The following is a 17,390-nucleotide window of genomic DNA, read 5'->3' on the forward strand; positions in this document are numbered from 1 at the left end:
GGCTTTCCCTACAAAAACGGCATTTTTCGCTAGTATACTAGAGTATAGTTACCCGGGTGAACATTTTAAAAACCACCCGTTTTACTTGCCTTTCGGACGAATCTTTTCGTTGAGCTTATGCACTTCTGTATTGAGTTCATTGAGTTGTTCGATAATCGTATCCTGGTTTCGCACCGGACGCGAACTATCGATAAAATCGGACACTTTATCAATCAGTTCATTCACGGGATAATTGTTTTCCTGCACGGCAAAAAGTGTGTCTTTTTCGGTCAGAAAGCGTTGTGATTTCCCGGGTTCGATTTCCAGTACATTGATCAGGAAGAAACATTTACTGTCTGCCGGAATTTTGACTGATTCATCGATTGTCAGCGTCAGGCAGATTTTGTAATCTTTGGTAAAATGAATGGCATCGATCGTCCCGATTTTGACGTTGTTCAATTCCACCTCATCCCCCTCATCTACTCCAAAACCATCATTCAATACCACATGGAGCTTATTCCCTGATGAACAGGAAGTACATAGAAGCAATAAAAGCGAAAGAATCCGGAAACAATTCGTCATAGAGCGTGTAGTTTATGAATGTGGTAAATGTAAGCTAAGATAGAACTTCTGTGTTTAAATTCAACCTGATTTTCATTTAAATCCGTGTTCTTTAAGACAACTGCTCCAATTGCTGAAAAACGGGAATCAGCGACTGTCCTCTTTCTGATAAATGGTATTCGATGTGGAGCGGTTTCAGGTTGATCGTCGTTTTAATCAACAAACCCTGTTCTTCCAATTCTCTCAAGGCCACAGCCAATGACTGCTTGTTCGAACCTTCGATCTGACGCAACAAGGTATTGAAGCGGATCGGGCCCGAAAGCGCAATGCGGAAAATCTGGGGCTTCCACTTTCCCGAAAGGGTTTTCAAAAGCCACTCGGCCGGGCATCCATTGGTGATCTCTTCCATTTCTTTTTTAGTAGTCATCTTTTTTTGACTAATTGACAGAATCATAAACAGTCACGATCTTTGTACGCAACAAACAGATTCAGTAACCATACAAATTTAAAGATTATGATTCAGAACAGGAAAAGAAAGCGCATTTCGGCAGCAGAAAGAATCTTTTAACCGATTCCAATGAGAATATTATTCATATTATGGATCCTGACCGGCACGTTGAGTTGCCAGTCACAAACAAAGAGCAAAATGAACGAAACAACACATACATCCAATCCGCTTTTATGCGACCCTATGACGGGAACCTGCGAAATTCCAAACTCCGGAGCAACTGACAGTAGTTCACAATTTATCGAGCTACACCAAAAGAAACCGGTTCAAATTGTGTACTACACCGACCCGATTTGTTCTTCCTGCTGGGGAATTGAACCGCAGCTGAGAAAACTGAAACTCGAATACGGTGACTACGTTGAAATCGATTACCGCATGGGAGGTTTGCTCCCCGACTGGTCTTACAACAGCGGTGGGATCAGTAAACCTTCCGACGTGGCTCATCACTGGGAAGAAGTGAGTGCTTATTACGAAATGCCGATTGACGGCAGTGTGTGGCTCGAAGATCCGCTCCCGTCCTCTTATCCTCCGAGTATTGCCGTAAAAGCTGCGCAAATGCAGAGCAAGGAAAAGGCCATTGCATTCATGCGAAAACTGCGCGAATATGTTTTCCTGGATAAGAAGAACATCACAAAGTGGGAACACATCAGTGCAGCGGCAAAAGCTGTGGGGCTGGATGTGGAGCAACTGAAAAAGGACTACGAAGGCGACGCGAAGAAGTTGTTTGAAGAGGATTTGGCTTACGGTCGTCAACTGGGCGTAAGAGGTTTTCCTTCGATGTATTTTTCAGGTTCCAATGAACAGCGTTTCCTGGTTTATGGTTTCAAGCCTTACGATGTTTTCGAAGAGGCGATTCTTAGAATTGTACCGGACGCCAGGAAAAAACCAATCGATACTTCTGATCCGCTGGCCATTTTCTCGCATTACCCGACACTTACAGCGAAGGAATACGCCGTGCTTTATTCCCTGTCGACCAAAGAGGCCGAGAAAGTATTGGAGCGATTGACTGCAGAGAGTAAATTGAGCAAACAGGTGATCAAAACAGGTACGTTGTATCTGAAGAAATAAGGAACCGGTTTTATGGTTGGATTCTTAGAATTGAGGAGTTAGAGAAGTTTATAATGAAAATGGTAGATTTCACTCCACTTTTTTGAAATGTAAATTGGCGAATTCGCCAATTCGCAAAATGACGAACCGGCTGGTTTATTCTTGAAATCCCATCAATCCTTTTTATCTGGTTCCATCCCTCATACAACACATCCAAAACACAAACCCAACCCTCCAAACGCGAAAAACCGCCCGTTTCCGGGCGGTTTTTTGTTGAACTAGAAACTATCATACCTTGACCAGACTATTGATAGTAATGTGCGGCCATACGACCGGCTGAGGTGATCCCGTTGCCGGGAAAACGAGGTTTATCATTTGAGAATATTGTAGTACCTGATCGAATTGACTTCCTTTGAAATAACAAGTGTACTCCCGTTAGGAGGGTCAAGGGCGTTTTCGTTTTCATGATGTGAATAGTTTCTGAATAGGATATGGTAAAACTAATTCTTTCAATCGTTACCCCCCCCCATAAAAACACCTGTTTCATCCAGGTATAAATACTTGTTTTTGAAAAACATACATATCCAGAAGCCTTGAAACAGCAGTTTCCAGTCAACGAAATCGCTACCTTCTTCCGAAAGAAGAAAACGTTTCACACCTAAAATGATTAATTTCGGGGTGTGAAAAAAACAGTACTTTTCTTGATCATTTGTTCGTTCCTCGTACAGGCATCGATCAAGACTGTTGTTTTCATCGACTGGAAAATCAACCAGATTCAAATCACGGAGTTGTACTGTATCAATAAGGATAATCCGATGATGCATTGCAACGGACAGTGTTACCTCTCCAAACAGTTGAAGCAGATCGAACAGGATTACCAGGAATCCAAAGCTCCTTTTAATCCGAAGAACATTAAATCAACTGAATTCCTGCTTTTCTTCGAAGATTTTACGATGAACCCGGTTCAAACCAGCAATTCAGAACCAGCTGCTCACCAGGGAGGTGGATATGCCATTCATTACGACCACTCTTTTGCAAGGGCATTTTTTCATCCGCCCAGTTGTTTTTCTTCCAATCTTCTTTCAGCTTAATCCGAGCTGATTTCATTTATTAGTTAGTGAACATGCTGTTCCGGCACGGGCGGTTTGCGGGTGCTTTTATATGCCTTTACGAGGTCATTTCAGGTGATTCAGGCAGGTGAAAACAGGCAAATTTCCGCTGTATAAAGCCGGGCGTAATTCCGCAATATTACGTCCAGGGGATACCTCATCCGGAACCATATTATTTTAGAGAAACACCATGAAAAACAACATTATATGGGGTTTGACAGCCCTTTTCCTATCCGTAGCTACCGGATGTAAAAAAGACAAAATAACACCTGCAAACGCTGAAACGGATACCGTTATCCTGAAAATAGAACATTCCTGGCAAGATAGCCTCGCATTCGCTCTGAATACCGATTTAATCAACCCGCTGACCAACGACACGCTGAACTTTGTGACGTTCAAATACTATATTTCCAATATCCGGCTGAAAAAAGCAGATGGCAGCTGGTGGACGCAGCCAAACAGTTACTTCCTGCTCGACTTGTCGGAGGGAACAACACCTTCCGTTCCATTGGCTGGCGTACCGAAAGGAGAATACACCGCTGTGGAATACGTACTGGGAGTGGACAGTACACGCAATGTATCGGGTGCACAGGACGGCGCGTTATCCCCTTCCCTCGGCATGTTCTGGAGCTGGAATTCGGGCTATATCATGTTGAAAGCCGAAGGAACATCCCCGAATGCAGGAATGGGTTCATTTACCTTCCATTTGGGCGGATTCTCAGGAGCAAATAACATCGTAACGAAACGATCCCACAATTTCGGATCGAACAGTTTGTCAGTAACGGGTAATGGAAACTGCGAAATCCGTTTGTCTGCCGCACCGGAAACTTTGTGGGCAACTTCGGGAAGTGTCTCTGGTAATTCCATGATCCACATGCCGGGCACGGGAGCCAAAACCATGGCGGATGATTTTTACGCTTCGTTTGCATTCAAGCAGATTTATGAATAAGCGAATCCTTCAGCTTCCGGCGGCTCTTCTCGCTGGAAGCCTGTTGCTTTCGTCGTGCGGAAAGGAAAAGGTTGAGGCAATCAAAAAATGGGGATTCCGTTCTCCGGATTATTTTCCTGCGCCGGCTTATAACTTCGAAAACAACCAGCAGACATACGCGAAATTCAACCTGGGAAGAATGCTGTTCTACGATCCGATGCTTTCTTCAGACGGCATGGTTTCCTGCGCAAGTTGTCATGCCCAATCGCATGCTTTCGCGGGACACAATACGGCTTTGAGTCCGGGAGTGAACAACCTGGTCGGAACACGGAACTCGCCGGGAATTTTCAATATGGCCTGGTCGCCGGCTTTTATGTGGGACGGAGGAATCAACCACATAGAAGTGATGCCGATTGCGCCGCTGACCAACCCGGTGGAGATGAATGAAACACTGGCAAACATCGTTGCCAAACTGCAACAGTCCGACAAATACAAAAAGCTGTTCAAGGAAGCTTACGGAAAGGACGAAATCACGGATCAAAAAGTATTGAAAGCGTTCGCTCAGTACCTGGCGATGCTTATTTCGGATAATTCAAAATACGACCAGGTGAAACGCGGCGAAGCAACTTTTACGGAAGCCGAACAGCAGGGATATGCACTGTTTCAGCAGAAATGCAGCCAGTGCCACACCGAGCCCTTGTTTACCGATCATTCCTACCGCAACAACGGGTTGGATCAGAATTTCCAGGATGAGGGACGCTTCCTGATCACCCAGCAGGAAAGCGATCGGGGAAAATTCAAAGTTCCCAGTCTGCGCAATGTGGCGCTGACTTATCCCTACATGCACGACGGGCGCTATTTTACCCTGAATGATGTCTTGAATCATTACAACAACGGCATTCAGCACAGTGCCACGCTCGATCCTTCCCTGGAAAACGGAATTCCGCTTCCCGGAAATGAGAAAACACTGCTCATTGCTTTTTTGAAAACACTGAGCGATTACGAATTAATGAACAATACCTGGCTTGCCGAACCGAAACAATAGGCTTTCTATTTAAACAGCAAATGCCCGTGAAAACGGGCATTTGTTTTATCCTTTTTTAGTTATCCCAACTTCGCTTCGGAAGTAATCGGAATGCTCAAAACCTGTGAAATGAGGCAGTTTTTCTCCGCATCTTTTGTAATCGCACTGAATTCTTCGGCAGAAATTCCTTCTACCGTTCCGCTGATAGACAGATGCACTCCTGTAATTTTCAATCCTTCCATCGAAACCGCAGCGTCTGTGTGCAGATCAATTGCCGTAATTCCTTTTTGTGTCAACGCAGCTCCAACAGCCATGGTGAAACATCCGGCATGCGCCGCCGCAAGCAGTTCTTCCGGGTTCGTGCCGCTCACACCTTCTTCAAAGCGTGTTTTGAAACTGTAATTGCTGTTGTTCAGAATACCACTCTGGGTAGTCAGTTCTCCTTTTCCGTCCTTCAATGTACCGGACCAGTGTGCTTTTGCCGTTCTTTTCATACTTTTCAGTTTTTATAATGATTACGATTTTGGAATCTGATGAAAGGTACGAAATGATTTTCAGAGTTTCTTCTGAAATCGGTATGCGAACTTTGTGTTCCAGCGACGTATCTCAAACGCAAAGAAGTTGAGGCCGCAAAGTCCAGAAATAATTTCGATCTTCCTTTCATTCAACCGGTTTATTTTTCTCATTTTAGCGCCTTCAAATGAACCTTCAACGTTTCCGAAACTATGAAAAAACTGTTCTACCTGACGTGTTTACTACTGCTCACCGCCTGCACTTCCGAAAAAACCGATGAAGAATTGCTCGAACAAGACCGTGAGGCACTCCGGGAAAACCTGATTTCAGGGAAAGTCGTTCCGTATAAATTCGTCAAACTGATGTTTCGCGGCTACGCTTCCGACGATACCGGTTCTGCGGAGTTCAAAGCGTTTAAAAAGGAATCGGACGGGTTGGTTCAAAAGATCATGGAACTGGATCATGCAGATGAACTGAGCATCAAAGACTGCTGGTCGATGTACCAGGTATATACCCAAATGGACGATTTTGTAACGAAAACAGATGAAGACCAATTCCCGACCATCGTAGACGCTTTTAGCAAACACTGGAACGGAACCAAAAGCTCACAGTTTTTCAAAGACAAAGCGAAACTGGAAGAGGAAGCCCGCGAACATGGCTTTCTGACCATCCTGGCGATGGCGAGTAAAGACCTGGGAACCGAAATCGCGCTGTATGAATGTGCGGAAACAGATCCCGAACAACTTCCTGACACCGAATTGAAAGGACTCCTGCGCTTTCTGCGGGGTTTTGTTTTCATGGAAAAGGGCTTTTACTACCTCTCTGAAAACGAGTATACTCAAAACCTGGAATGGCTGAAAAAGAACAAAAACGTAGATTTGAGTTTCACGATGCAGACCTTACAATTAGGACATTTGAACAAAGAAGAGTCCCGCACGGCATATCACGGAATGAACTGCCTGTTTCGCGGAGTGGACCGCCTGATGATGGAACGCGACATTGACGGGGAACGTGCCGTGGAGGATTTTGAAAGCGTATTGAAGGATTGCAAAAAGCTGAAACTCGACAACGAATTGGTGTGGGTGGTCGATAGTTATGTGCAGCTGAAAAAAGGAAACAAAGAGCAGGCAATCGTTTCACTGAAGAAACTGAAGAAAAGCGATTTACTCCTTCCGGAAGACCGCGAAATCGTGGAAGAATCAATCACTTACCTGAAAAAGGACGATTCAGAGAAAGTGTTGAAGGATTTGTACGATAAGGTATTTATGCTGAAAATTACCGGGAACTTTTTGTATAACCGCATTGCACAGGTCAACACCAATAAGCTGATCAAGCAAAAGCAGGTTCCGAATGCTTCCAAAATAGCGAAGAAAGTGGCTGTCCTGGAAGAAGCAGTAGGCCAAATTGATCGGTTCAGAAAAGGAAAAACCCTCAAAGAAGTGGGCGAAGCGGCAGGAAAAGAAGGCGGAAAACTCCTCGACGAAGCGAAAGAATTATTGCCGGAATTCTGATCCCGCGCTATACTGCGTGATTGATCAGGTCAATGGTGATTCCAACGGCAACTGCGACGATCCAAAAAATAATCATTCCAAGCAGGTAAGCAATTAAGGCCATCAGGTAATTGACTGCTTTCTTCGCGTCGAAAAACTGCCCGATTCCCCAAACGCAGTAACCAATTCCGAAAATGACAGAAACATTGGACAAGTCCACGTGCAATAATGCTCCTGCCATGAAAAAGACCGAAAAAATCAACATCCCGACTCCGATTAAAAAACACAGGAGGATCAGGATTTCGAAGAAATTGTAGTCGTATTTTCCGAAAAACAGTTTGAGCCAAAGCGCAATACTCAGTCCCATGAGGATGTTGGCATAACCGTAATGGCTTTGAACCCAATCAAAAATAGCTCCCAGGGCCGTTTCCCGGATCCGGATCATTTCAGGTGTTTCCACTACTTCCGCATGAAACAAGTGAGTCATCCAGGTGTAGATCAATGACGTAACGATCAGGAATAAGATTGGCTTCACCAGCCTGTTCCGGTTGACGCGTACAAATTCGCGGACGCTCTTTCCCGGTCTCAAAATCAATTCCTTAATCGTATAGGGAATTCCCTTTTCGAAATGCAGGAAATGCTGTATTTCATGAATGACATAGTGCGCATCGACCCGTTTTACGATTACAGTATCTCCACAATTCGGGCAATAACGCCCGTTGACTTCCTGTTTGCAATGAGCACAGTTTATACCTGTTTCCATTTCCATCTTGCTATTTCGGTTGACTTTCCGGGATTCTCACTTTCAATTCATCATTCACTGCTTTCAGCGAAGTAATCATCGGAAGCCAGGTAACGGGAAGCATGAATACCGGAACATACAAAGTCAGTTTTGCTTTGATCACGATCAGCAAAACAACCATCAAAACCCCCAGGATTCCAAATGAAATGAGACAAGTTTTCAGGAGTGATTTTCGTCTTTTCAACTCTTCCAGGCTCCATTCAGATATTTTCTTCACCATTCGCGCTTACTTTCCTCCAAAAGTCCAAACAAAAATGATTTCAGAAACTACACTTTAGTGTAAATTTGTTGGGGTATGACACAAAAGAATAAGGATCTTCAATCGGGTTTGCTGACTAAAAATCACCTGGGACAAATCTCAGAAACGGATCAGCAGCAGCAAACAGATTACCTGGAAGTCATCCGTTCCTTTGCCCGGTTGACCTATGAAAGCGTGTATGTGATCGATTACTCCGACATGAGTTTTGAGTACGTTTCCGAAAATCCGTTGTTTTTGTGTGGTTATCCGGCCCGGGAAGTCATGGAAATGGGTTATGAATTCTACTTCCGGAATGTTCCGGAGAAAGATTTGGAACTACTGAACACCATCAATGAAGCCGGTTTCAATTTCTTCGAAAAACTGCCCACGGAGGAAAAGAAGCACTACAGCATTACGTATGATTTCCACCTGGTAAACTCCGACGGGAGGAAAGTCCTCATCAATCACAAACTCACTCCGCTCTTTCTCACCGGTGAAGGAAAAATGTGGAAAGCCATGTGTATTGTGTCGCTTTCACATCACCAGGAACCTGGAAACGTGTATATCCACAAACAAGGTTCCGATGAAATCCTGAAACTCGACACCGAAAGCAGGTTGTGGATCAAATCGGGGAAACCAAAACTCACCAAACGGGAAATCGAGATTCTGCAGCTCCACGCACAGGGACTCACCATCAACCAGATTGCCGAGAAGATTTTTGTTGCTCCCGACACCGTGAAGTACTACCGGAGACGTATTTTTGAGCGCCTGGGTGTGAACACAATCGTGGAAGCACTTTCCTACGCAGTGAACAGCAAAATCATTTAATGCCGGTTATCGCAGTTGATGTAAACATCCTGTACGCCTTTTTTCAGGAAGGAAATTTCCGGGCATCCGAACGAATAATATTGAAATCCGAATAAAACCGGCGGTCTATTTTTAAAAAGTTGCCCGCTCCATTGGTTCACACCGTCAAATCCGGAATTGGTGCCATTCAAGGGCGCAAGACCCGTTCCTTCACTTTCTTCATAAATCCGTTCAAAAACCAGCTGATCTGTTTGGTTGTTCAATACCACCACACAGCGGGATACCGGACTTTCCTTCTCAAACATTTCCCGCATAAAATAACTCAATGAATCCCGGGTATAGGAATACGCGGTTGTTTTTCCGACTGTCAGTTTCTTAACGCGTGCTTTGTTCTTTCCGCTCATTTTCGCCAGTGGAAAAGATTTTACATCCATTTTTTTCCACTTCATTGGTTTCATTTGCCCTTTGGTGAATGGGTTTTCTTTGCCCACGGAAACCAGCGTATATGCGAAATACTCCGTATCAAATCCCTTCAACAGATTCCAGTTCACTTCAAACCCGATGTGGTAATCCATCTGTGAAAATGGCGCTTCGCGTTCATCCACATACACACTCAGGTAAACCACTACTTTCAGTTCCTTCACCGGGACGGAAACCAGCAGGTCGGAGGAATAATTGTAAATAAAAACCCGGTCATTCTCCGAAATTTTTGTCCGTGCCAGGAAACGTTTCCGGTATTCGGCATCCAGTTTAAAGTATTTTGCTTCGTCATACAACCACGAGGATACGTCCGGAATCGCTAAAGAGTCTTCGTTTTCACTCAAGGGGTCGATATCCGAAAGGGAAATAAATCCCGATTTCGTAGTTTCATCCGGAGACCACATGTCGAAAAGAACCAATTCCTCTTCCGGTTCATGGAAAATGACTTCCGGTTCAGTCTTCGTTTCCGGTTTTATTTTCGTTTCCTGTACCGGAGGTTTTTCAGTCTTTTCAGAAACCGGATTTTCTCCACAGGACTGGAGCAGGAAAACAAACAATAGGGGGAAAAACAGGCATTTCGGCATAAGGTTATTTTATTTTTGCGATTGGGGTTCTGAATGACAAGATAACGAAAAAAATCAGGGAGAAGCTTTGCCTCAAAAGGAATTCTGACCGATCTGCTCTCCGCAAGTCATACATTCAACCCCGGAAAAGACTGATTCACACATGACTTTTAGAATCCATTGAACAAATTATGCTTATCATTGTAGCAATCAAAATAATTTAATTCGCTTGAAAATGAAGACAATTTTACTTTCAGGAGCAGTGATGCTGCTTTCTGTTATGACTTACGCTCAGGAAACGATTTCCTCTACAGCAGATTGGGATCCCAAAGTATACGAGGTCGGTAAGAAATACCCGGGCTACGTAATCACACTTGACGGTGACTCCATCCAGGGATTTTTAAAGGCTAAAACACGTTGTTCGAACGGAGGACTCGGGGCAAGTAACCAAAATGAGGCGGAGTTTTATGCTCACGAAGAAGACAAAAAGCCGACTGCCAAATACAAACCGGGAGAAATCAAAGGATATAAAATTGCCGATAAAGTATACGAATCAATCAACTACAGCGGTGGTTTATTGAAAAAACCGAATTTCAACCTGGTAGTCACTGACGGTGCGATCCGGGTATACGAATGGTATGCTACGAAAGACAATTACAACACGGTGGTGAAGCAAAGCGGTGAAAGCTGGAAAGCGTTTGACGCACGTCGTTTCGATACGAAAATCATCATCGCGAAAGACCCTACAGCTCCGATGGAACACAGCTCCCTGGGATTGTCTTTTGCTAAAAAAATGCCTGAACTGATTGCTGATAACCCGGATATGGCTCAAAAAGTGACTAACAAAGAAAGCGGTTACAAGTTTTTGAACATGTTTGCTGTGATTGATGAGTATAACAAATGGGCCGCATCTCAAAAATAAGCTATGAAATACCTGATTTTATCAGCCTGTTTACTGGCAGGCACCTCTTCTGTTTTTGCCCAGGATCCAACAGTTGAAAGTTCGGCTGAGTTGACCAATATTAAACCGGATGCACCCTGGACGAGAACTTTAGGATACGACAACAGCGGCTATTACCTGTTGCGGGAATACGGCCCTGTGAGCAATATGAAGGTGATGGTTGAAAAATACTCGCCTACCTTCCAGCCTGTTTTCAATGTCGACGTAGGTGCTACGGGCGGAAGTTTCAACGAGAACACCATGCACCGTTTGACCGAATTTTCCAACGGAAAAGTATACGTATTCCTGGAAGGATGGAGTAAATCCAAAGGAGAAAACTCGTTCCTGGTAAAAGTATTAGGTGAAGACGGAACGCTTCCAACCGAAGCTACGTTGCTGGAAACAGAGCCTGCACCGGGACAAATGAGAAGCTCCAATTACCGTGTACGTTTTTCTCCTGACGGAACCAAATTGCTGGTCCTGACGGAAAAACCGTTTACGAAAGGTGAAAAGGAAAAACAGCGTCTCCAGGTTTTCAATACCTCCAACTGGGAATCTCTGTGGAAAGAAGACATCGTGCTGGACAATGAAGCGGACAAGTACCCGACCAATGCTATTCAACTGGATAACAGCGGAACGGCTTATTTGTTCAAAGACATCAAAATCAGCGGAAAAGAGCATATTTACGAATTGTATACCCGCAATGGGAAATCTTCTCAGAAACAGGTACTCGATCTGCAAAACTACTTCCCGACGCATTACCGCATGCTCAACAATCCGGGCGGAGGGGTGATCATTGCAGGAATGCTTGCCATTCAGGGAACAAGTGCTACAAACTGGCTTGGTACGTGGCAGTTGAGATCCAATACTGCCGGAGAAGTGACGATGAATAAGGTCGAACCGCTGGGAGCTGCTGTTCTGGGACTTGTTTTATCTCCGAACCAGGCGGCAAAAGAAGGCGCACGTCTGGATGATTTTGTGTTGAAAGATGTGTTGCTGAAACCATCCGGAGGACTGATTTTCATGGCGGAGCAGCAACGTTCCAACCGCACGGCTGTAGGTACTACGACTCCACCGGTGTATGATTTCGACCTGCAATTTGGCGGGATCATGATTTTGTCGAAAGATGCTTCCGGGAATAGTGAATGGAATGTGTTCTACGATAAAGCTCAGATGGTAAGAACCCGCGATCCGCAGGCACATTTCGGTTCGTTTGCTTACCAGTTGAAAAACGACAAGTTGCACCTGATCTGGAACTTTACCGATCTGAGAAACGATGCTCCGGTACGCAATTTCCGTTACTGGGTTGACCGCAACGGTTCCAAAATCAATATCGATAACCTGTATGGTAAAGAAGCGGCATACCCGACTTTGCTGACGGTGATCAATCCGGACGGAACATTCGCGTATAGCGACCGCACATTCAACTCCCTGCCGTTGGATGCCATTCAGAAACCGAATGCGTTCCCGATGGCGGCTGATGCCATGTTGTTCTTCCCGACCGAAAACGGAACCGTATTGGTTTCACGTATGCCGGGAATCGACTCCAAACGCTACAAATTCAACTCCATTCGATTCTAATTCGAATGACACATAAAATCATAGCTTCTCCTTTTTTTGAAGGAGAAGCTATTCAAAATCGTATACGGTCGTTTGAATTCCAGACTCCGAAAGTGTTTTAGTAATCAACGGCTCGATGAATTCCCATTTGCCACCCGCCAAACCACAACCAATTCGCGGCATGTGAACAGAGGCTTTTAAATCAAGTGCTTTCTCAACAATCTGAATCAATCCTTTTTCTACGGCTTCATACCTGAGAGGCACCGTACCATCTACTCCCCTGTCGATTTTATGCTCCCCAATGAGGTTCGCAATCCACAAATCCGGTTCTACCTGTACAAATTGCACAGCACCCAATTCGAAACCATCCGAATGCCGATGCCATTCCCGGTATTGCTTTTCCGGTTCTTTCCATTTCCTGGAAATCGCTACAACAAAACCTTTTCCCCAACCTCCGATATCATTGCACACATGCACAATGATCTTCTTTCCGGTTCCAACGGGATTGGTAGCATCTCCTTTTCGATATTCGATCATCTTCGTCATTTTTATCTGAATGTTTCTATTTCTTCTGATACATACCTCTTAGTGTTAATCAAACACATAGAAAAAGCAAAAATACAAAAGACAATCGAATTAAAGTGTAAAAAATACACTTTAATTTTCTACAGACTCCTCCGCCATCAAAAAAGAGGTCATCTCAAACTGAGACAACCTCTTTTTTTATCAGGTCTTGTACGAAAACATAGCTGATCCACCCAAAAGCATTAAACCCAAAAAACACCTGGTTTTCTCCTGCAGTGCATACCACAGGAAATGTCAACAATCATCTAAATTCCCGGACGACCTATTTTAATATTGAAAAAAAGTGGAACCGGACTTATGCAGCCCGTTGTGCCATTCCACTTTCAGGAAGTTCGCGTGTCAACCACCCACTTTTTGCTGCTGTAGCAATGGCATATGGTGTAATCCAGAACAAGGTAAATGCGTAGAAAATACTGTACGGATAAGCCATTAATGACTCTGCCAGGTTGTGTTTTCGTGCATAAAAGAACATCTGGACGCTTGAGAAAATAAAGATTCCGATCAAAGTACCGCTCAAAAACAACAACGGGTAAGTACAAATCAGGTAGAACATCACCAAAGTAGCCGGGTATGCCATCAGGATTTTAAGCCACTGATTGAGCAATAAAATACGTGTTCCTGTTTTTGGGCCTTCCCGGAAATCTCCGAAAGCAAATTTGCTCATCATGATGTTTTCACGCACATTGCTTCGTTCCCATCGGATAAACATTTTGTACAAGTTTCGGAAGCGCTCCGGCGTATTCGTATACACACAGGCATTGCGCTGAAACACGACTTCATATCCCTGTTTCAGGATCATATTCGTGATTGCACGGTCTTCCCCGATATCGGAAACACGTCCCATGAATCGCTGTTCGATCCATTCAGGCAGACAGTTCATGACCAGATCTCTGCGGTAGGCTGCCAATGCACCCGGAGTACAAAATACGGATCCCAAACTGCTTTGTGCCGAACGCACAAACTCAAAACTGAAGGCAAAACTCACGTTGAGCATTTTCGGAATCAATGCTTTTTTATCGTTCAATACGCGTACGTTTCCGGCTACTGCTCCACAGCGTTCATTGACTGCAAACGGGCTCACCAGGTTACGCAAGGTATCTTTTTTCACTACCGAATCACTATCGACCGTCACAAACACATCTCCTGTTCCAATCTGGAATCCACGGTACAGGGCATGTCTTTTTCCCTGATTGCGCGGCTGCTGATACACTGAAAGGCGATCGCCCAGCGTTTCTTTTGCTTTTTTCATCCAGTACCAGGTATCGTCTTTACTTCCATCGTCGATGGCAATCAACTGCAATTTTTCCTGCGGATAGTCACTTCCAGCCAGGCTCATCAGTGTTTCCCATACCAACTGTCCTTCATTGTATGCCGGCACAATCACCGTACAAGATGGCAACGCATCATCTGATACCGAAACAACCGGTTTGTAGCGCAGATACAGCACCAACAGGTAGATCAGAAAACATACTTTGGCTGCGATTAACACAATGGCCAGTGTATTCAATGCCACTCCCCAATCCGAACTCATGCGTTTCAAATGGATTTCCTCGAAATACGGCTGAAGCATCATCGTTAGGAGCACTGCCCCGATCATCAAGACGAACGCTCCTGCAATAGCCAGATGATGCGAAGAAATAGGTGATTTTTTTGTTTCCCGTTGTTTTTCTTCTTTGTATTCCCGAAGCGTGTGAATGCCCGGAGGGTAAACTGTTTTGGATGTTCCCGGGGCTTTGCTGTTGTGGTAACTACTGTTCATCATAATCACTTCTTTTAAGGATGTGACATACATGAATCAACAACAGTACCCAAACAAAGGAACTATTGAAAAACAAGCAATTAACGAAATTAGCTTTTCAAAAAGTGTGGAGAAAGTCTACAGGTTGGGGAGGGATGGGACAGAAAAACACAGTTCTTTTCGTGGAAGGGTTTTAACGCAAAGGCGCGAAGAGCGCAAAGAAAACGGGATATACTTTAGGTCACTTCGTCGAAATCAGCAATTCTCTTACATCTACTTTCAAAATCTCTGCAATTTCTACTAAAGTTTCCAGAGAAGGCTGCATATCATTGGTACACCAGCGGGAAACCGTAGGTGTTGTTTTTCCCAATTGATCAGCTAACCATTTATTCGTTCTTCCTTGTTCTACTAAAACTACTTTGATTCTATTGATAATGCGTTTTGTCATAATACTATAGCTATTCAACAAATGTACACTTTCCCACCACTCAATTAAATAACGTAAATAATCAATAAAATTACTTTTTTTGATATTTTATTTTTGAAAAACATATATTTATTATAACTTTAAGTCATCAATTATTGATGTAAAAATTTAATTAATTAATGTAATTCTATAATCATGAACACAACAAACAACTTTCCAAAAGAATTGGTTACCAAACTGATCGAGCAAGACCTCATTTACTACCGTTTTCTGCGACGCCTGGATTGGGTGGGGTTAACGGTTTCAGATGCTTACACATTGATGCTGGAAGACTTGGTTTATGAATTAATGGGAATTGAACAACATCCTGAAATGGAACGGATCTATGATGATTACATGAAACTGGCACGCAGAGTAACGGACATCAACCGCAGGGGAAAAAAACCGGAAGTGCTGGCAGAAGAAATTTACAAGTACTTGTATGGTGTTCGCAAAGATGCTGGGTAAAGCTATCCGCGTAATTTGCGGGAGTAATTCCTTTTAACACTACATTTACCCCAATAAATCGAAATGCTGTGAGCAAGATTTTAATCATTGACGACGAAGAAAAGTTAAGGTCGCTGTTGACGCGGATCATCAGCCTGGAAGGATTTGAAGTGATCCAGGCGGGAGATGGTGCTTCGGCGCTGAAGAAGCTCGAACAGCACGAAATCGATGTGGTGCTCTGCGACGTGAAACTTCCCGACGGAAACGGCGTGGAACTTGTCAAGCAGATCAAAGAGCGTTTCCCGCTTCCCGAAGTGATCTTACTCACGGCCTACGGCAATATTCCGGATGGCGTGCAGGCCATTAAAAACGGCGCTTTCGATTACATCACCAAAGGCGACGACAACAACAAGATCATTCCGCTGGTATATAGTGCCATGGAGAAAGCGGGATTGGCGAAGCGTGTCCAGAAACTCGAAAAACAACTCGGAGAAAAACATTCTTTCGACAACATGATCGGTTCTTCCAAAGCCATTACGCAAGCTGTAGATTTGGCAAAAAAAGTAGCACAAACCGATGCTACCGTTCTTTTGACCGGGGAAACCGGAACCGGGAAAGAAGTCTTTGCACAGGCCATTCACCAGGAAAGTGCGCGAAGCAAATACAGTTTTGTCGCCATTAACTGTTCTGCTTTCACCAAAGATTTGTTGGAAGGCGAACTATTCGGACACAAAGCCGGAGCCTTTACCGGGGCAACGAAAGATCAGAAAGGTTTGTTCGAAGAAGCCCATAAAGGAACCATTTTCCTGGATGAAATCGGGGAAATGCCGTTGGAACTGCAAGCCAAATTGTTGCGCGTACTGGAAGCCGGCGAATTTTTCCGCATCGGGGAAACGAAACCAACAAAAGTAGATGTCCGCATCATCGCCGCTACGAATCGTGATCTGTCTGAGGAAGTGAAGAACGGACAATTCCGCGAGGATTTGTTCTACCGCATTTCGGTGTTCAGCATCCAGCTTCCGGCTTTGCGGGAACGCACTTCCGATATTCCGCTACTGGCAGCACATTTTACCCGGTTGTTCGAAGTCAAAATGAACAAGCGGATTTCGGGAATCGACAAAGAAGCGCTCGAAGCATTGCAAGCCCACGCCTGGAAAGGAAACATCCGCGAATTGCGCAACGTAATCGAACGGGCTGTGATCCTGGCTTCGGGAAACAGTATCGGCGCGGATCTCCTTCCGATGGATCTGCAAAACCACTCGCTCCCGGAACGGAAAGACAAGCAATTATCTGCTTTCGAACTGGCAAGCGCCGAAAAATTGCACATCCAGAAGGTGATGAACCATACCAACGGAAACAAAACAAAAACCGCAGAACTCCTCGGAATTGCACTTACCACGCTCTACCGCAAATTATCCGAATACGGCATCGAGTAAGTCTGATCGCTTTAATTACACTTCATTTGTGTTTTTTCCCGCAAATGCACAAATTGTTTGTGGCGCTTACCAGACGCCACTAGAGCGAGACCGTTAGGCGAGCTATTAATCTGTGCATCCGTGGGAAGTCAGAAGATATTGTTCTATCAAAAAGCATTTAATACAACGA

The 17,390-nt window shown here is 44.4% G+C and carries 19 protein-coding genes; 10 read left to right on the forward strand and 9 right to left on the reverse strand.

Annotation, left to right across the window (positions count from 1 at the left end; genetic code table 11):
• Positions 1-81 precede the first annotated feature (81 nt).
• Both ABDV94_RS06155 and ABDV94_RS06160 read right to left on the reverse strand, forming a co-directional pair.
• Positions 82-561: an MlaD family protein gene (locus ABDV94_RS06155; RefSeq protein WP_343605686.1), complete on the reverse strand. Its 480-nt coding sequence runs from the start codon at positions 559-561 to the stop codon at positions 82-84.
• Positions 562-652: 91 nt separating this feature from the next.
• Positions 653-967 carry a helix-turn-helix domain-containing protein gene (locus ABDV94_RS06160; RefSeq protein ID WP_343605687.1) on the reverse strand — a complete coding sequence of 105 codons (315 nt, stop codon included), beginning with the start codon at positions 965-967 and terminating at the stop codon, positions 653-655.
• A 219-nt stretch (positions 968-1,186) separates the two neighbouring features.
• Here ABDV94_RS06160 and ABDV94_RS06165 point away from each other — a divergent pair, with 219 nt between their 5' ends.
• From ABDV94_RS06165 to ABDV94_RS06180, 4 genes are all read left to right on the forward strand, one after another.
• On the forward strand, positions 1,187-2,116 hold the full coding sequence (locus tag ABDV94_RS06165; RefSeq protein ID WP_343605689.1) for a ClpXP adapter SpxH family protein: 930 nt from the start codon (positions 1,187-1,189) through the stop codon (positions 2,114-2,116).
• 659 nt (positions 2,117-2,775) lie between these two features.
• The gene (locus tag ABDV94_RS06170; RefSeq protein WP_343605690.1) at positions 2,776-3,186 is read left to right on the forward strand and encodes a hypothetical protein; all 411 of its coding nucleotides are present in this window, start codon (positions 2,776-2,778) and stop codon (positions 3,184-3,186) included.
• A 208-nt stretch (positions 3,187-3,394) separates the two neighbouring features.
• On the forward strand, positions 3,395-4,153 hold the full coding sequence (locus tag ABDV94_RS06175; RefSeq protein ID WP_343605691.1) for an MbnP family protein: 759 nt from the start codon (positions 3,395-3,397) through the stop codon (positions 4,151-4,153).
• A complete protein-coding gene (locus ABDV94_RS06180; RefSeq protein WP_343605693.1) occupies positions 4,146-5,177 on the forward strand; it encodes a cytochrome c peroxidase in 1,032 nt (343 codons plus the stop codon). Before ABDV94_RS06175 ends, ABDV94_RS06180 begins: the two co-directional genes overlap by 8 nt.
• Positions 5,178-5,236: 59 nt before the next feature.
• Here the strand turns inward: ABDV94_RS06180 and ABDV94_RS06185 are convergent, their stop codons facing one another.
• On the reverse strand, positions 5,237-5,650 hold the full coding sequence (locus ABDV94_RS06185; RefSeq protein ID WP_343605695.1) for an OsmC family peroxiredoxin: 414 nt from the start codon (positions 5,648-5,650) through the stop codon (positions 5,237-5,239).
• Between the two features lie 231 nt (positions 5,651-5,881).
• On the opposite strand from ABDV94_RS06185, the gene ABDV94_RS06190 reads away from it, so the two are divergent.
• Positions 5,882-7,180 (forward strand): short-chain dehydrogenase, encoded by a 1,299-nt coding sequence (locus ABDV94_RS06190; protein ID WP_343605697.1) that lies wholly within the window; start codon positions 5,882-5,884, stop codon positions 7,178-7,180.
• 7 nt (positions 7,181-7,187) lie between these two features.
• Here the strand turns inward: ABDV94_RS06190 and ABDV94_RS06195 are convergent, their stop codons facing one another.
• Both ABDV94_RS06195 and ABDV94_RS06200 read right to left on the reverse strand, forming a co-directional pair.
• Complete coding sequence (locus tag ABDV94_RS06195) at positions 7,188-7,922, reverse strand: DUF3667 domain-containing protein (RefSeq protein ID WP_343605699.1); 735 nt, start codon at positions 7,920-7,922, stop codon at positions 7,188-7,190.
• A 10-nt stretch (positions 7,923-7,932) separates the two neighbouring features.
• Entirely contained in the window at positions 7,933-8,181 is a 249-nt protein-coding gene (locus tag ABDV94_RS06200; protein WP_343605700.1) for a hypothetical protein, read from the reverse strand.
• A 75-nt stretch (positions 8,182-8,256) separates the two neighbouring features.
• Here ABDV94_RS06200 and ABDV94_RS06205 point away from each other — a divergent pair, with 75 nt between their 5' ends.
• Positions 8,257-9,027, forward strand: a complete 771-nt coding sequence (locus ABDV94_RS06205; RefSeq protein ID WP_343605701.1) for a helix-turn-helix transcriptional regulator — start codon at positions 8,257-8,259, stop codon at positions 9,025-9,027.
• Here ABDV94_RS06205 and ABDV94_RS06210 read toward each other — a convergent pair.
• A complete protein-coding gene (locus ABDV94_RS06210; RefSeq protein WP_343605702.1) occupies positions 9,024-10,070 on the reverse strand; it encodes a hypothetical protein in 1,047 nt (348 codons plus the stop codon). The two genes, ABDV94_RS06205 and ABDV94_RS06210, sit on opposite strands and share 4 nt — an antisense overlap.
• A gap of 214 nt (positions 10,071-10,284) precedes the next feature.
• Between ABDV94_RS06210 and ABDV94_RS06215 the strand changes: the two genes are divergently transcribed.
• Positions 10,285-10,971 carry a hypothetical protein gene (locus ABDV94_RS06215; protein WP_343605704.1) on the forward strand — a complete coding sequence of 229 codons (687 nt, stop codon included), beginning with the start codon at positions 10,285-10,287 and terminating at the stop codon, positions 10,969-10,971.
• Between the two features lie 3 nt (positions 10,972-10,974).
• Positions 10,975-12,570 carry a hypothetical protein gene (locus ABDV94_RS06220; protein WP_343605706.1) on the forward strand — a complete coding sequence of 532 codons (1,596 nt, stop codon included), beginning with the start codon at positions 10,975-10,977 and terminating at the stop codon, positions 12,568-12,570.
• Positions 12,571-12,618: 48 nt separating this feature from the next.
• On the opposite strand, the gene ABDV94_RS06225 is transcribed toward ABDV94_RS06220, so the two are convergent.
• The 3 genes from ABDV94_RS06225 to ABDV94_RS06235 form a co-directional block, all read right to left on the reverse strand.
• Complete coding sequence (locus ABDV94_RS06225) at positions 12,619-13,086, reverse strand: macro domain-containing protein (protein ID WP_343605708.1); 468 nt, start codon at positions 13,084-13,086, stop codon at positions 12,619-12,621.
• 343 nt (positions 13,087-13,429) lie between these two features.
• Positions 13,430-14,896: a glycosyltransferase family 2 protein gene (locus ABDV94_RS06230; protein ID WP_343605710.1), complete on the reverse strand. Its 1,467-nt coding sequence runs from the start codon at positions 14,894-14,896 to the stop codon at positions 13,430-13,432.
• Positions 14,897-15,113: 217 nt separating this feature from the next.
• On the reverse strand, positions 15,114-15,320 hold the full coding sequence (locus tag ABDV94_RS06235; protein WP_343605711.1) for a helix-turn-helix transcriptional regulator: 207 nt from the start codon (positions 15,318-15,320) through the stop codon (positions 15,114-15,116).
• 174 nt (positions 15,321-15,494) lie between these two features.
• On the opposite strand from ABDV94_RS06235, the gene ABDV94_RS06240 reads away from it, so the two are divergent.
• Both ABDV94_RS06240 and ABDV94_RS06245 read left to right on the forward strand, forming a co-directional pair.
• Positions 15,495-15,806 carry a hypothetical protein gene (locus ABDV94_RS06240; protein ID WP_343605712.1) on the forward strand — a complete coding sequence of 104 codons (312 nt, stop codon included), beginning with the start codon at positions 15,495-15,497 and terminating at the stop codon, positions 15,804-15,806.
• 68 nt (positions 15,807-15,874) lie between these two features.
• Complete coding sequence (locus ABDV94_RS06245; protein ID WP_343605714.1) at positions 15,875-17,221, forward strand: sigma-54 dependent transcriptional regulator; 1,347 nt, start codon at positions 15,875-15,877, stop codon at positions 17,219-17,221.
• The last annotated feature ends 169 nt before the right edge of the window (positions 17,222-17,390 follow it).

It is taken from the genome of Fluviicola sp., assembly GCF_039596355.1.
GTDB lineage: Bacteria > Bacteroidota > Bacteroidia > Flavobacteriales_D > Crocinitomicaceae > Fluviicola.

Excerpts from the sequence above, each read along its gene's own strand:
- ABDV94_RS06155 (WP_343605686.1), bottom strand. The coding sequence starts at position 561 with ATGACGAATTGTTTCCGGATTCTTTCGCTTTTATTGCTTCTATGTACT.
- ABDV94_RS06160 (WP_343605687.1), bottom strand. The coding sequence starts at position 967 with ATGACTACTAAAAAAGAAATGGAAGAGATCACCAATGGATGCCCGGCC.
- ABDV94_RS06165 (WP_343605689.1), top strand. The coding sequence starts at position 1,187 with ATGAACGAAACAACACATACATCCAATCCGCTTTTATGCGACCCTATG.
- ABDV94_RS06175 (WP_343605691.1), top strand. The coding sequence starts at position 3,395 with ATGAAAAACAACATTATATGGGGTTTGACAGCCCTTTTCCTATCCGTA.
- ABDV94_RS06180 (WP_343605693.1), top strand. The coding sequence starts at position 4,146 with ATGAATAAGCGAATCCTTCAGCTTCCGGCGGCTCTTCTCGCTGGAAGC.
- ABDV94_RS06185 (WP_343605695.1), bottom strand. The coding sequence starts at position 5,650 with ATGAAAAGAACGGCAAAAGCACACTGGTCCGGTACATTGAAGGACGGA.
- ABDV94_RS06190 (WP_343605697.1), top strand. The coding sequence starts at position 5,882 with ATGAAAAAACTGTTCTACCTGACGTGTTTACTACTGCTCACCGCCTGC.
- ABDV94_RS06195 (WP_343605699.1), bottom strand. The coding sequence starts at position 7,922 with ATGGAAACAGGTATAAACTGTGCTCATTGCAAACAGGAAGTCAACGGG.
- ABDV94_RS06200 (WP_343605700.1), bottom strand. The coding sequence starts at position 8,181 with ATGGTGAAGAAAATATCTGAATGGAGCCTGGAAGAGTTGAAAAGACGA.
- ABDV94_RS06205 (WP_343605701.1), top strand. The coding sequence starts at position 8,257 with ATGACACAAAAGAATAAGGATCTTCAATCGGGTTTGCTGACTAAAAAT.
- ABDV94_RS06210 (WP_343605702.1), bottom strand. The coding sequence starts at position 10,070 with ATGCCGAAATGCCTGTTTTTCCCCCTATTGTTTGTTTTCCTGCTCCAG.
- ABDV94_RS06215 (WP_343605704.1), top strand. The coding sequence starts at position 10,285 with ATGAAGACAATTTTACTTTCAGGAGCAGTGATGCTGCTTTCTGTTATG.
- ABDV94_RS06220 (WP_343605706.1), top strand. The coding sequence starts at position 10,975 with ATGAAATACCTGATTTTATCAGCCTGTTTACTGGCAGGCACCTCTTCT.
- ABDV94_RS06225 (WP_343605708.1), bottom strand. The coding sequence starts at position 13,086 with ATGATCGAATATCGAAAAGGAGATGCTACCAATCCCGTTGGAACCGGA.
- ABDV94_RS06230 (WP_343605710.1), bottom strand. The coding sequence starts at position 14,896 with ATGATGAACAGTAGTTACCACAACAGCAAAGCCCCGGGAACATCCAAA.
- ABDV94_RS06235 (WP_343605711.1), bottom strand. The coding sequence starts at position 15,320 with ATGACAAAACGCATTATCAATAGAATCAAAGTAGTTTTAGTAGAACAA.
- ABDV94_RS06240 (WP_343605712.1), top strand. The coding sequence starts at position 15,495 with ATGAACACAACAAACAACTTTCCAAAAGAATTGGTTACCAAACTGATC.